At 27.7% G+C, this 12,295-nt stretch carries 20 protein-coding genes and 1 pseudogene; all 21 read left to right on the forward strand.

The window, feature by feature from the left end:
- Positions 1–6 precede the first annotated feature (6 nt).
- The 21 genes and pseudogenes from IDG63_RS04820 (at position 7) to IDG63_RS04920 (ending at position 12,291) form a co-directional block, all read left to right on the forward strand.
- Positions 7–402 (forward strand): YwqH-like family protein, encoded by a 396-nt coding sequence (locus tag IDG63_RS04820; protein WP_001284372.1) that lies wholly within the window; start codon positions 7–9, stop codon positions 400–402.
- A 25-nt stretch (positions 403–427) separates the two neighbouring features.
- On the forward strand, positions 428–1,981 hold the full coding sequence (locus IDG63_RS04825) for a T7SS effector LXG polymorphic toxin (RefSeq protein WP_000527011.1): 1,554 nt from the start codon (positions 428–430) through the stop codon (positions 1,979–1,981).
- A 14-nt stretch (positions 1,982–1,995) separates the two neighbouring features.
- Positions 1,996–2,682 carry a DUF5079 family protein gene (locus IDG63_RS04830; RefSeq protein ID WP_001066359.1) on the forward strand — a complete coding sequence of 229 codons (687 nt, stop codon included), beginning with the start codon at positions 1,996–1,998 and terminating at the stop codon, positions 2,680–2,682.
- 120 nt (positions 2,683–2,802) lie between these two features.
- The gene (locus tag IDG63_RS04835) at positions 2,803–3,252 is read left to right on the forward strand and encodes a DUF5085 family protein (RefSeq protein ID WP_000417868.1); all 450 of its coding nucleotides are present in this window, start codon (positions 2,803–2,805) and stop codon (positions 3,250–3,252) included.
- Positions 3,249–3,698, forward strand: a complete 450-nt coding sequence (locus IDG63_RS04840) for a DUF5085 family protein (protein WP_001004375.1) — start codon at positions 3,249–3,251, stop codon at positions 3,696–3,698. Before IDG63_RS04835 ends, IDG63_RS04840 begins: the two co-directional genes overlap by 4 nt.
- Before the next feature lie 9 nt (positions 3,699–3,707).
- Positions 3,708–4,319 (forward strand): DUF5080 family protein, encoded by a 612-nt coding sequence (locus tag IDG63_RS04845; protein ID WP_000394923.1) that lies wholly within the window; start codon positions 3,708–3,710, stop codon positions 4,317–4,319.
- 134 nt (positions 4,320–4,453) lie between these two features.
- A complete protein-coding gene (locus IDG63_RS04850) occupies positions 4,454–4,672 on the forward strand; it encodes a hypothetical protein (RefSeq protein WP_000431354.1) in 219 nt (72 codons plus the stop codon).
- A 132-nt stretch (positions 4,673–4,804) separates the two neighbouring features.
- On the forward strand, positions 4,805–5,305 hold the full coding sequence (locus tag IDG63_RS04855) for a TIGR01741 family protein (protein ID WP_000142007.1): 501 nt from the start codon (positions 4,805–4,807) through the stop codon (positions 5,303–5,305).
- Between the two features lie 10 nt (positions 5,306–5,315).
- Entirely contained in the window at positions 5,316–5,816 is a 501-nt protein-coding gene (locus IDG63_RS04860; RefSeq protein ID WP_000575668.1) for a TIGR01741 family protein, read from the forward strand.
- Between the two features lie 10 nt (positions 5,817–5,826).
- Positions 5,827–6,318 carry a TIGR01741 family protein gene (locus tag IDG63_RS04865; protein WP_000141997.1) on the forward strand — a complete coding sequence of 164 codons (492 nt, stop codon included), beginning with the start codon at positions 5,827–5,829 and terminating at the stop codon, positions 6,316–6,318.
- Positions 6,319–6,524: 206 nt separating this feature from the next.
- The gene (locus tag IDG63_RS04870) at positions 6,525–7,208 is read left to right on the forward strand and encodes a DUF5079 family protein (RefSeq protein WP_000201522.1); all 684 of its coding nucleotides are present in this window, start codon (positions 6,525–6,527) and stop codon (positions 7,206–7,208) included.
- A 100-nt stretch (positions 7,209–7,308) separates the two neighbouring features.
- A pseudogene (locus tag IDG63_RS04875) lies at positions 7,309–7,422 on the forward strand (DUF5080 family protein); the annotation flags it as partial.
- A gap of 358 nt (positions 7,423–7,780) precedes the next feature.
- Positions 7,781–8,281 carry a TIGR01741 family protein gene (locus IDG63_RS04880; RefSeq protein WP_000141988.1) on the forward strand — a complete coding sequence of 167 codons (501 nt, stop codon included), beginning with the start codon at positions 7,781–7,783 and terminating at the stop codon, positions 8,279–8,281.
- 12 nt (positions 8,282–8,293) lie between these two features.
- Complete coding sequence (locus IDG63_RS04885) at positions 8,294–8,794, forward strand: TIGR01741 family protein (RefSeq protein WP_000142091.1); 501 nt, start codon at positions 8,294–8,296, stop codon at positions 8,792–8,794.
- Positions 8,795–8,804: 10 nt separating this feature from the next.
- Positions 8,805–9,296, forward strand: a complete 492-nt coding sequence (locus IDG63_RS04890) for an antitoxin YezG family protein (RefSeq protein WP_000142003.1) — start codon at positions 8,805–8,807, stop codon at positions 9,294–9,296.
- A gap of 91 nt (positions 9,297–9,387) precedes the next feature.
- Positions 9,388–9,585, forward strand: coding sequence for a hypothetical protein (locus IDG63_RS04895; protein WP_001808199.1), 198 nt, complete (start codon positions 9,388–9,390; stop codon positions 9,583–9,585).
- Positions 9,586–9,595: 10 nt separating this feature from the next.
- Positions 9,596–10,069: a DUF5083 family protein gene (locus IDG63_RS04900; protein ID WP_000411307.1), complete on the forward strand. Its 474-nt coding sequence runs from the start codon at positions 9,596–9,598 to the stop codon at positions 10,067–10,069.
- A gap of 14 nt (positions 10,070–10,083) precedes the next feature.
- Positions 10,084–10,458: a DUF4467 domain-containing protein gene (locus IDG63_RS04905; RefSeq protein WP_000825546.1), complete on the forward strand. Its 375-nt coding sequence runs from the start codon at positions 10,084–10,086 to the stop codon at positions 10,456–10,458.
- Between the two features lie 17 nt (positions 10,459–10,475).
- A complete protein-coding gene (locus IDG63_RS04910; protein WP_000413099.1) occupies positions 10,476–10,865 on the forward strand; it encodes a DUF4064 domain-containing protein in 390 nt (129 codons plus the stop codon).
- Position 10,866: 1 nt separating this feature from the next.
- Complete coding sequence (locus IDG63_RS04915; RefSeq protein WP_000878108.1) at positions 10,867–11,259, forward strand: DUF5084 family protein; 393 nt, start codon at positions 10,867–10,869, stop codon at positions 11,257–11,259.
- A 531-nt stretch (positions 11,260–11,790) separates the two neighbouring features.
- A complete protein-coding gene (locus IDG63_RS04920) occupies positions 11,791–12,291 on the forward strand; it encodes a TIGR01741 family protein (RefSeq protein WP_000142138.1) in 501 nt (166 codons plus the stop codon).
- The last annotated feature ends 4 nt before the right edge of the window (positions 12,292–12,295 follow it).

Consider the following 12,295-nt stretch of genomic DNA (forward strand, 5'->3'; position numbering starts at 1 on the left):
ATAAAAATGGCTAATAAGGAAGAGCTCAAAAAAAGAAGGGCACGATGTATAGAACAAAAACATAGCAAGGAAAGTGAATTGAAAAGCCTACAAGGAGATAAGAAAAGGTTACAAGATGCAGTGAATTCTGCACAGACTATAATAGAAGATTTTAACTCTGAAAAGAAGACTTACGATGGTATAGAAATTGAAAAGAATCAATGGTCTGGACAAACGCGTAATAAATCGGATGATAATCGCACCAATTTAAATACGTCTATAGATAAATATAAAGAAAAGTTTGATAAGGCTTTAAATCAAATGAAGAAGGATTTGGAAAATCTTGAAAGTAAAATAGAGGGCGTTGAAACGGATATTTCAAACATTGCTGCTGAAATTCAAAATATAGATAGACAATTATAAATATAAAAGAGTAAAGGAGTATAAAATGGGGAATAAAATAAAAATGTCAGAAGTGAATAATTTTAATGCTTCATTACAGAAATCTCTCAGTAGTTTATCTACGAATACAAAAACTTTAAAGAATAATATTAATAAATTGAAAGATGATAGTGAATTTAAAGGGAAAACAGCATCGAATATTAATAGCTATAATCAAAGTTTTCATATTGAAACAATAAGTAGAATCGAAAAAATAAAGGAGGAATTTGAAAAAAAAATAAAAGATGCAATTGAAGATTTTCAAAATAGTGTTGATAATGACCATAATGCAATTTTAGATGAAGATGCAATAGAAAAATACAAAGGTGAAGTCAAAAAATCTATTGAACAAATAGAGAGTATTAAGACAAGAATGAATTCTACTATAGGAGGGGTTCATGATTTAACAACAGCAAAAACAATAAGTGGTAAGGATGTTAAAGAAAAGGGAGAAACATTTAATAAGCAAATTACTGATACATTAGATAATTTTAATAATTTTCAAAGTTTACACTTTTTAGATGATTCCGAATTATTATCTATGATTACACCTGTTTCTACAATGGCCTCTAAAGTTAAAAATATGCCAAGTAATCGATCAACTATATCTGGAAATGCTGGATATATAAAAAGTGAGTATAAACTTCATTCAGAAAACAACCAATTTCGTGAATTGAAAAAAGAATTGGAAAAATATGAAAGCGCAATATATGGTGGTAATAAATATCGAAAGACTGTTAAATCTATGATTGAAATAAAAAATGCATTAATTGTTGCATATATAGCTGGTGACGGTAATATCTTTAAAGGTAATGAATTATTAGCTAAAAACCAGTTGGGGAAATTGGGAAATAAAAAATTAAAATTAATAAATGCAACTATGCAAACAAATGTTGAAAATATTGAAGGAAAAAGATTAGTTAAAGCTGCTAAATTTATACTTGATAAAAATAATAAAATGAAATTCAGTGAGAAATTAAAAGCTGGTTTTAAAATGACCAGAAATTATAGCGATACTGAATTCAAGCAGCTAGAAAAAGTTGCAGGAAAATACAATGGTAAATCTGCAATGAAAAGAGGTGCTAAAGCCGCATGGGAAAGTATGAGTCAAAAACAGTTACGCGAATTTTTGAAAAATCCTAAAAATTTAAAAAATATATGTTTGGATGAAGTTAAGGATTTTCTAGGCAAAAACAAACTAGGAAAATTTTTGAAAAGTATGAGATATGCTGGTAAGCTTTTAGGGCCACTAGGAGCAGTAGCAGCAGTAGCAAACAATGTTGTAAATGAGAAATCAGGACAGAAAAAAATTGTTGGATCTATTGTTGATTTAGGGGCAATTGGTGGATCCACTGCAACTGGAGCAGCAATTGGAGCAGCAATTGGAGGTCCTGTAGGTGCAGTTGTAGGCGGAATAGCTGGAATTGTAGTAGGTGCCGCGTCTGATTTTAAATTAGTAGGTGGCAAGTCATTAACGGATATTGCTAAAGATAAACTTAATAATACGGTTAGTTCTATTAGAAGTAATGGTTTTGGTAAAACTTTATGTAATGTATTTTAAAAGGAGATTAAAAAATGAATAATACTAAGGAAAATATAGATATTCTTCGAAAGCCAGGAGCACAAGCTCTAAGTTTAATATCATTGTTTTTGATACTTTTTTCATGTCTGACTTTCTTTTTTGGTTTAGATTATGAAAGGTTTCCTAATTATTTAAAGATAACGACAATTATAGAATTAATAATTATTGTAATCAGTTTACTTCAATGGATTAGATTTATAGATTTCGAAAAAGAAAGTGCACAGAAATATAAAAAAATATATGCTCGATTTTTAGTTGTTATAAATGTGTTAACTACTATCACTGTAGTATTTGCACTGTGTAACCTTTATTATTTTGCAGCTGTACAAAACCATTATGATTTATTCAATTATTGGTTAATAGGTACGATTTCAATCATAATTAGTTATTTGTTATTAGTAATTGGCGGAATGTTTACGTTGTTGAAATTACCTAAAGTAACAAAACGTTGGGGTGGTAAAACTAAAACACATTTCGGTTTATTATTAACTGCGTTGAGCTCATTTATATATATTGAAAAAATTATCGAATATATATTGATTCCTAATGTCGTAGAATCCAAGTTTATAATTATTGTAAGCATGTTGGTTATCGCTGGAGCACAATTTGTGGCATTTCAATTTATTATGCAATACAGTAGATTCTATATTTTTGAATTAAACACAGCAGATGATGACTAAATGATATAGATTTACAAAACACACTTTTAAAAAGTGAATTGATCTGAAAAAGTGATTTGAAAATCGGAAATTCTATATAGTTTTTCACTGCTTTTATATTTTAAATTGGAGGAATAATAAATGGAACTTGATGCATTAGTAATGCCTAACTTAGCTAAAATGGAATTTTCTATTAATCCAGAATATTGGAAAGACGAAATGAGCAGAATTAAATCATTTTTTATAGACAAACGTATCTATACAGTTGGACCAATAGTATTTACACGAGAAGTTGTCGGGCTAGATGAAATGAAGTTTGTAACCTATATTTCATTAAATTCTGAAATTGACGATATACCTGAATTGAATATTAAATTTATACCTTCAATTGCCCTTTTACCAACTATTTCTCATAAATGCTTTGATGAAGATGAATTTGAAAATGTTTATATGAGAATCAAAGAGTTTGCAGTAGAAAATAACATAACGCTATCAAATTCACCATTCTACCATGTGATGGTTGATTATTTTGGTGGTCAAGTATATGAAATTCACGCTGAAATCAATTTAGATGAGGATGAATTGGAATGAATGAATTAAGCTATTCTACTATAATGTTTAGAAATGTTATATCAAAAGAATATTTAGATATAGACTTAAAAAATTTAAATGAAGTGACAACACATTTTTTAAATGAAGTAAAGCATTATGATTTAAATGAAAATGAACCATTAATTCTCACTATTAACCAGTTGATGAAAAATGAGAAAGTAAATATTACAATTTATTCATCTATTAATAATTTAAGTAGTTTACATGATTCTTTTGAATTTCAATCTTACCTTTATATTGATCAAATGTTACATAATCAACTTAGACCACTAAATTATGAAGAAGATATTAAGAAGGGTTTAGAAGATATAGAAAGATTTGCAAAAGAAAATCAACTTCAACGTATATCACCATATTATTTTATACTAAATGATGTGAATGGATTTAAATGGATTGATATTAAAGTAAAAGTTATGGAATATTGAGGTGCGAATATGGAGTTCTTATTATTAATTGTCGTAGCCGGACTGTATTATATTATATATTTAACTGCTGTGATGTATTCTGAAAAAATAGTAGTATTGCCTATAATCATCTATGCCATTGTGTTTGTAGTAATTGGTATCACTTATATTTTTATAGGTGACAGCTATAATCAGTTAACAAATTTCAATGTGATTTTGTATATGGGGAGTTTGTTTTATGTATGGATGGCTTTTAGAAATCTTTGGAACAGACCACTATTACTAAAATATAAGAACATTACAGATAGTTCAAGTGGAATAGTTAATAAATCTGAATACAATTCAGTTGAAAGCTTACGTATAAATATTGAAATAGCTAAGTATAAAGGGATTATTTCTTTGATAGTAGCTATAGTACTAACGGTATTAATGACATTAAAGTCAACACCTCAAATTACTGCGGAAACACGTGACTTAAGTATCTCATTTTTCATACTCAGCTTATTTATCATTGTTATATTTGCTGTTTGGGATTTAATTATTAGAGTTAGAAAAGGAGCGTTTGCTTTTGTTGTAATAAGGCCAATATTATTCAGTTGTTGGTTATTTATTCTGAATATGATTTTATCGAGATTATTATAATGATATTACATATAGGTATGCGTGAATTTTATTTATGAAATGGTAAAAAAGTATATACTATTAATATCTTTTTTACTATAATTATAAATAGTTAAATAAATTGAAAGACAAAATAATGAGTAGGAGTTAATGAGATGGAAAACCAAAATCAAGGCAATGGCTTAAAAATTGCAACATGGGTATTTATTGTATTAACAATAGTTACACCGTTATTTGGTATTGGAAGTATTATTTGTAGTATTAATTACAAAAAATACGATGCTGAAAAAGGTTCGAAGTTATTGAAAATTGCAATTATCGTAACAATAATTGCTTTTGTTTTAAATTTATTAGCATATTTAGGTTTAAGATAAGTAAAACGAATTTGAAGAAGCATTAAGCGACATTTGGGTGTTGTTTAATGCTTTTTATTTAACGGAAATAAATGTAGAGAATTAAATTAATAGTTTAATCAAGAGATATTTCGAACATATAGGGACGATAACATGACTTTCGAAGAAAAATTAAGTGAAATGTACAACGAGATTGCAAATAAGATTAGCAGTATGATACCAATAGACTGGGAAAAGGTATATGTAATTGCATATGTGGACGATGGAGGTGGGCAAGTTATATTTTATTATACCAAGCCCGGAAATGATGAGCTGTGTTATTATTCGAGTATCGTTGAAGATTATAATGTTTTAGAAGAAATCTTTGATGATTTATGGATGGAACTTTATAGATCATTTAAAAAATTAAGAAATATATTTAAAGAAGAAAGTCTTGAACCATGGACATCATGTGAATTTGACTTTACAAAAGAAGATAAATTAAAAGTTTCATTTGATTATATTGATTGGAAGAATACAGAATTTGATCAATTAGGCCAAGAAAACTACTATAACTATAGAAAATTCGGAATTATACCAGAAATGGAATATGAAATGGAAGAGGTTAAACAAATCGAGCAATATATTAAAGAGCAAGAAGAAGCTGAACAATAGAGGCGATAACATGATTTTCGAAGAAAAACTAAATGAAATGTACAACGAGATTGCGAATAAAATTAGTAGCATGATACCAGTAGAATGGGAAAAGGTATATACAATGGCTTATATAGATGATGGAGGAGGTGAAGTATTCTTTAATTATACTAAACCAAACAGCGATGAATTGAATTATTACACCGATATACCTAAGGAGTATAACATTTCTGTGCAAGTATTTGATGATTTATGGATGGATTTATATGATTTGTTTGAGGAATTAAGAAATTTATTTAAAGAAGAAGGACTAGAACCATGGACATCATGCGAATTTGATTTTACAAGAGAAGGTAAATTAAAAGTTTCATTTGATTATATAGATTGGATAAATTCAGAATTTGGTCAAATAGGTCGACAAAATTACTATAAGTATAGAAAATTTGGAATTTTACCAGAAACGGAATATGAAATTAATAAAGTTAAAGAAATCGAGCAATATATTAATGAGCAAGAAGAAGCTGAACAATAGAGGCGATAACATGACTTTCGAAGAAAAATTAAGTGAAATGTATAATGAAATTGCGAATGAGATCAGTGGGATGATACCGGTAGAATGGGAAAAGGTATATACAATGGCTTATATAAATGAAAGAAATGGAGAAGTTTTCTACAATTATACTGAGCCAAGCAGTGATGAATTATTTTACTATACGAGCGTGTTAAATAAATATAATATACCAAGATCAGAATTTATGGACTCAGTATATGAATTATATAAGCAATTTGACAAATTAAGAGAGTTGTTTATAGAAGAAGGACTCGAACCATGGACATCATGTGAATTTGACTTTACAAGCGACGGTAAATTAAACGTATCATTTGATTATATAGATTGGATAAATACAGAGTTTGATCAATTAGGTCGTGAAAATTATTATATGTACAAAAAATTTGGGGTTATACCAGAAATGGAATATGAAATGGAGGAGGTTAAACAAATCGAGCAATATATTAAAGAGCAAGAAGAATAGACAATCTTAATGTGAGACTAAACAATAAAGCTTTGTTTAGTCATTTTTAGTGGTTAATGAAAAATCAATAGGGAATATAAAGTTGATGCTCATCAAATAATAATATAAAGATAATTTTAGGTTTTTTGTAGATGAAAATCTAAGTACTTATAACTTTAAATACTTAATATGCTATTACAAAATCAATGTATAGGAGATAGGTAAATATGGCTACTAAGGAAAATATAGACATTCTTCGAAAGCCAGGTGCACAAGCCTTAAGTTTAGCATCATTATTTATGATACTTTTTTCATGTCTAACTTTCTTTTTTGGTTTAGATTATGAAAGGTTTCCAAATTATTTAAAGATAACGACAATTATAGAATTAATAATTATCATAATTAGTTTACTTCAATGGATTAGATTTATAGATTTCGAAAAGGAAAGCGCACAGAAATATAAAAAAATATATGCCCGATTTTTAGTTGTTATAAATGTGCTAACTACTATCACTGCAGTATTTGCAACATGTAATCTTTACTATTTTGTTGCTGTGCAAAATCATTATGACCTATTCAATTATTGGTTAATAGGTACGATTTCAATCATAATTAGTTATTTGTTATTAGTAATTGGCGGAATGTTTACGTTGTTAAAATTACCTAAAGTAACAAAACGTTGGGGTGGTAAAACTAAAACCCATTTTGGTTTATTATTAACCGCTTTGAGCGCATTTATATATATTGAAAGAATTATCGAATATATATTGGTTCCTAATGTCGTAGAATCCAAGTTTATAATTATTGTGAGCATGTTGGTTATCGCTGGAGCACAATTTGTGGCATTTCAATTTATTATGCAATACAGTAGATTCTATATTTTTGAATTAAACACTGAAGGTGATGACTAAATAATTTTATAAATTCTGTAGAGTATACTTATATAAAAAATCAACTTCAACACATTATTTTACTCAATGATGTGAAAGAATTTGTGTGGATTGATATTAATGGGATTTGATTATTAGAATTAGAAAAGGAACGTTTGCTTTTGTTGTAATAAATCTAATATTTTTCAGTAGTTGGTTATTTATTCTGAATATGATTTTATCAAGATTATTATAATTGTATTACATATAGGTGTTGGTAAATTTTTATTTAAGAAATGGTAAAAAAGTATATACTATTAATATATTTTTTACTATAATTATAAATAGTTAAATAAATTGAAAGACAAAATAATGAGCAGGAGTTTTAGGGTTGTTATTTACAAATAATATAATACTAAAAAAGACTCGAAATTATTTGGAATTCCAGTTATCGTAACAATAGTTGCAGTTATTTTAGTTCCATTAGTGAATTTAGGTATGAAATGAGTAATATTAATTTGAAGAAGCATTAAGCGACGTAGAGGTGTTGTTTAGTGCTTTTTATTTAACGGAAATGAAACCAATATCTATTTTGAAAATATAGGGGCGATAACATGACTTTCGAAGAAAAACTAAGTGAAATATACAACAAGATTGCGAATGAGATTAGTGGGATGATACCAGTAGAGTGGGAAAAAGTATATACGATAGCCTATGTAAATGATAGAGGTGGAGAGGTCGTTTTTAATTATACTAAACCAGGTAGCGATGAATTGAATTATTACACGAATATATCTAGAGATTATAATGTTTCGGAAGAAATATTTGATGATTTATGGATGAATCTGTATTACTTGTTTAAGAATTTAAGGAATTTATTTAAAACAGAAGGACATGAACCATGGACATCATGCGAATTTGACTTTACAAGAGATGGTAAATTAAACGTATCTTTTGATTATATTGATTGGATTAAATTAAGTTTAGGTCCGTTAGCTAGAGAAAATTACTATATGTATAAAAAATTTGGGGTTATACCAGAAATGGAATATGAAATGGAAGAAATTAAAGAAATCGAGCAATATATTAAAGAGCAAGATGAAGCTGAACTATAGGGGGGAGATAATATGACTTTCGAAGAAAAACTAAGTCAAATGTACAATGAAATTGCAAATGAAATCAGTGGAATGATACCAGTAGAGTGGGAAAAGGTATATACAATTGCTTATGTAGATGATGAAGGTGGAGAGGTCGTTTTTAATTATACTAAACCAGGTAGCGATGAATTGAATTATTACACATATATCCCTAGAGAGTATAATGTCTCTGAAAAAGTATTTTATGATTTGTGGACGGATTTATATAGATTGTTTAAGAAGTTAAGAAATGCATTTAAAGAAGAAGGTCTTGAACCATGGACATCATGCGAATTTGACTTTACAAGAGAGGGTAATTTGAAAGTATCGTTTGATTATATAGATTGGATTAAATTAGGTTTTGGTCCATCAGGAAAGGAAAACTACTATATGTATAAAAAGTTTGGTGTTTTACCAGAAACGGAATATGAAATTAATAAAGTTAAAGAAATCGAGCAATATATTAAAGAGCAAGATGAAGCTGAACTATAGGGGCGATAATATGACTTTCGAAGAAAAATTAAGTGAAATGTACAATGAAATTGCGAATGAGATTAGCAGTATGATACCGGTAGAATGGGAGCAAGTATTTACAATAGCTTATGTAACTGATCAAGCTGGAGAAGTAATCTTTAATTATACTAAACCTGGTAGTGATGAATTGAATTATTATTCAGATATACCTAAAGATTGTAATGTCTCTAAAGATATTTTTAAGAATTCATGGTTTAAAGTTTATCGAATGTTTGATGAGTTAAGAGAAACTTTTAAAAAAGAAGGTCTTGAACCATGGACATCATGCGAATTTGACTTTACAAGAGATGGCAAATTGAATGTATCTTTTGATTATATTGATTGGGTGAATTTAGAATTTGGACCATTAGCAAAAGAAAATTACTATATGTATAAAAAATTTGGGGTTATACCAGAAATGGAATATGAAATTAATAAAGTTAAAGAAATCGAGCAATATATTAAAAGCCAAGAAAGTTAATTATGGGAAAGAGGTTAAGCAATAAGATTTGTTTAATCTTAGTTTGCTGCAATTTAAAATTGTTGATATTTCTAGGAAGAATCATTCGAAATTGGAAGAGAAAAGTGAGAACGAACTCATAAGTGGTTCAATAACAAATTGTATAAAAAATATTGATGATAATATCGATAGACTCATCGATAAAACTACCGAGATGCAAAATGAAGTTAATTCATTAGGTAATACATTATCTGTACTAGAAAATGCAATAAATTCAATAGCTTCTGCTATTGAAAAATTAACCAATTAAAGGAGCAGTAATGGAAAAAATAAAGAAAATAAACAAAATATTTTTATCATTTGAAGTTATTCCATTTGCAATGATGATTTTACTGGCATTTCCACCAATTATTGCAAGTCTAATTAATAATCGTTTGCAGTATGGTAGGGATTTTAGCGATAGAGTAAGCTTTTATTGTTATATTTCAATTATGGTTGCATATGCAATTACCATATTGTTAGAAATTATTTTTTACTTTATTTTATTGAAAAACTATCAATATGATCAAAGTAATATTGAATTAGCTAATAGAGTGAAAGTTACAAAAGTACTGTCGATTTTATATATGATTCCGGGATTATATGCGATTCCATTCTATTTTAGATTTTTACATGTTCGCTCATTTAGAGAAAATAAAAAATCTGGACAGCCGGCCTATCACTTTTGGGAATTTTTTATAAAACCTAATCGCAAACCCATAGAGTTGAAAGACTTTTTTATTAAAAATAGATAATTAAGGAGTAACCAATGAAAAGATTAATTATAGGAGTGTTAATTATAATGCTGAGTATAATCAATTATGGTTGTGGTAATGAGCAAAATGAAAATAAATATCAAAGTCAAATTAATAAAGTAATGAAAATTCAACAAGAAACTCATAAAGAGATGGTTAAAAAGAGTAATGAAGTTAATCCTGAATTTAATAAGGATAAAGTAAATACTTATGTATTTGATGATGGCAAATTAATTATCATCAGCTATAAGTTATTTAAAGATAAAGATCAAATGTTTTATGCGACTTACGAGTTTAAAAACGACAAAATTTATTATAAGAGAGATATTAATCCTAAAACATACGTGAAAGAACACAAATCAGATTATAAAGATATTAAAGTAAAATAATTTTAAGGAGCAGGAAAATGGAAAAATTAATCAAAGTGACGTCTTTAATTGGAATTATTATTCAAAGTTTTTTAACATTGTTATTTTTAATATTTTTAATTTTATCAGCAACAGGAATTATACAGCCAGAATTGACCACAACTGTTAATGGTGAACAAACTATACAAAGTCCAGAAACTGCTCAAGCAACATTCGTGACAATATTTGCAATATTATTTGTTGTTTCTTTAGCTTCAGATTTATTAGGCATTATAGCTATGAAAAAGTTGTTTGTGAATAATAGAGAGAGTGGCATTTTGTATATTATTGGTGCAGTGATCAGTGCCAATTTATTAACATTTATTGCTTGGTTAATAAGTGGGATTTCTGTTTTAAGATATAACAAAATAGGAAAAGAAGTGTCATAGCATGAAATATACTTGGTGGATACTTTTAACAATTGCAGGGATTTTAAGTTTAACAAGTGTTTATGGATTTATTTTATGTTTAGGTAGCTTTGGAATGTTGGCACTGAATGTCATGTGGCTATTTGTTTATACACCGCATAAAAATTCTAAAGCACTTGAATCTATATCAAAACCAACGATAATTTTATCAATCATTGGGACATATGCAGTATTTATATTTATGCCTATCTTATTTTACTTCGTAATGAAAGCTAGGTATATGGAAATTGGAGTAAAACTTTACGGTGAATCTTTTAATATATTTGGAATACCATTATTCATAATTGCTATCATTTTATTTACAATCGGTACAGTATTCGTTTATAAAATACAGCAATCAAGATTAAAGCAATAGAATATATTAATTTAAAATAGGACGGGTTTAAAAGAAATCCGTCCTAATGATTTATACATAATAGATGTAGCTGAATCTAAAAGACTTCAAATACTTTGAAAATAAAAAGATAATGACAATGAATGTAAAATGTGATTTTTACAATATTAAAATATACACCATTAAAATATAAAAATTCTAACTGAAAATGTAATGGTTTAGAAATCGAATCTAAATTTTAATAATGATTAATGAAAGGTAGATAAACATGAGTAACTCAAACGAGTTTGATAAATTTGCTCCTTCATTTATTTGCGTTGAAAATCACGAGTCTGTTTCCATTTCCGAAAAATGGAAACGAGTATTGTAAGTAAAAACTCTGAAGGATTTAAGAAAAATATATAGTTTCAAGATGATGAACCAATTTAGGGTGAAAATTTAAATGGATGCATATATTTAGATTTTACTAAATTGTAAAAATAGAATTTCAAGTTATTTGAATGTATTTATAAATATATCGTTATTATTAAAGTAGAGATTAGGGGCGATAACATGACTTTCGAAGAAAAATTAAGTCAAATGTACAACGAGATTGCGAATAAGATTAGTAGCATGATACCAGTAGAGTGGGAAAAAGTATATACAATGGCTTATATAGATGATGAAGGTGGAGAAGTGTTCTACTATTACACAGAACCTGGAAGCAATGAATTATACTACTATACTAGTGTATTAAATAAATATGATATATCGGAATCAGAATTTATGGACTCAGCGTATGAGTTGTATAAACAATTTCAAAATTTAAGAAATATATTTAAAGAAGAAGGATATGAACCATGGACATCATGCGAATTTGATTTTACAAAAGAAGGTGAATTAAAAGTTTCATTTGATTATATAGATTGGATCAATACAGAGTTTGATCAATTGGGCCGTCAAAATTATTATATGTACAAAAAATTTGGGGTTATACCAGAAATGGAATATGAAATGGAAGAAGTTAAAGAAATCGAACAATATATTAAAGAGCAAGAAGAAGCTGAACAATAGAGGT

The sequence above is a fragment of the Staphylococcus sp. EG-SA-14 genome, from assembly GCF_017151935.1.
Classification (GTDB): Bacteria; Bacillota; Bacilli; order Staphylococcales; family Staphylococcaceae; genus Staphylococcus; species Staphylococcus aureus.

Bases quoted from the DNA above. Each gene is read 5' to 3' on its own strand.
- IDG63_RS04820 (WP_001284372.1), top strand. From the start codon at position 7: ATGGCTAATAAGGAAGAGCTCAAAAAAAGAAGGGCACGATGTATAGAA.
- IDG63_RS04825 (WP_000527011.1), top strand. From the start codon at position 428: ATGGGGAATAAAATAAAAATGTCAGAAGTGAATAATTTTAATGCTTCA.
- IDG63_RS04830 (WP_001066359.1), top strand. From the start codon at position 1,996: ATGAATAATACTAAGGAAAATATAGATATTCTTCGAAAGCCAGGAGCA.
- IDG63_RS04835 (WP_000417868.1), top strand. From the start codon at position 2,803: ATGGAACTTGATGCATTAGTAATGCCTAACTTAGCTAAAATGGAATTT.
- IDG63_RS04840 (WP_001004375.1), top strand. From the start codon at position 3,249: ATGAATGAATTAAGCTATTCTACTATAATGTTTAGAAATGTTATATCA.
- IDG63_RS04845 (WP_000394923.1), top strand. From the start codon at position 3,708: ATGGAGTTCTTATTATTAATTGTCGTAGCCGGACTGTATTATATTATA.
- IDG63_RS04850 (WP_000431354.1), top strand. From the start codon at position 4,454: ATGGAAAACCAAAATCAAGGCAATGGCTTAAAAATTGCAACATGGGTA.
- IDG63_RS04855 (WP_000142007.1), top strand. From the start codon at position 4,805: ATGACTTTCGAAGAAAAATTAAGTGAAATGTACAACGAGATTGCAAAT.
- IDG63_RS04860 (WP_000575668.1), top strand. From the start codon at position 5,316: ATGATTTTCGAAGAAAAACTAAATGAAATGTACAACGAGATTGCGAAT.
- IDG63_RS04865 (WP_000141997.1), top strand. From the start codon at position 5,827: ATGACTTTCGAAGAAAAATTAAGTGAAATGTATAATGAAATTGCGAAT.
- IDG63_RS04870 (WP_000201522.1), top strand. From the start codon at position 6,525: ATGGCTACTAAGGAAAATATAGACATTCTTCGAAAGCCAGGTGCACAA.
- IDG63_RS04880 (WP_000141988.1), top strand. From the start codon at position 7,781: ATGACTTTCGAAGAAAAACTAAGTGAAATATACAACAAGATTGCGAAT.
- IDG63_RS04885 (WP_000142091.1), top strand. From the start codon at position 8,294: ATGACTTTCGAAGAAAAACTAAGTCAAATGTACAATGAAATTGCAAAT.
- IDG63_RS04890 (WP_000142003.1), top strand. From the start codon at position 8,805: ATGACTTTCGAAGAAAAATTAAGTGAAATGTACAATGAAATTGCGAAT.
- IDG63_RS04900 (WP_000411307.1), top strand. From the start codon at position 9,596: ATGGAAAAAATAAAGAAAATAAACAAAATATTTTTATCATTTGAAGTT.
- IDG63_RS04905 (WP_000825546.1), top strand. From the start codon at position 10,084: ATGAAAAGATTAATTATAGGAGTGTTAATTATAATGCTGAGTATAATC.
- IDG63_RS04910 (WP_000413099.1), top strand. From the start codon at position 10,476: ATGGAAAAATTAATCAAAGTGACGTCTTTAATTGGAATTATTATTCAA.
- IDG63_RS04915 (WP_000878108.1), top strand. From the start codon at position 10,867: ATGAAATATACTTGGTGGATACTTTTAACAATTGCAGGGATTTTAAGT.
- IDG63_RS04920 (WP_000142138.1), top strand. From the start codon at position 11,791: ATGACTTTCGAAGAAAAATTAAGTCAAATGTACAACGAGATTGCGAAT.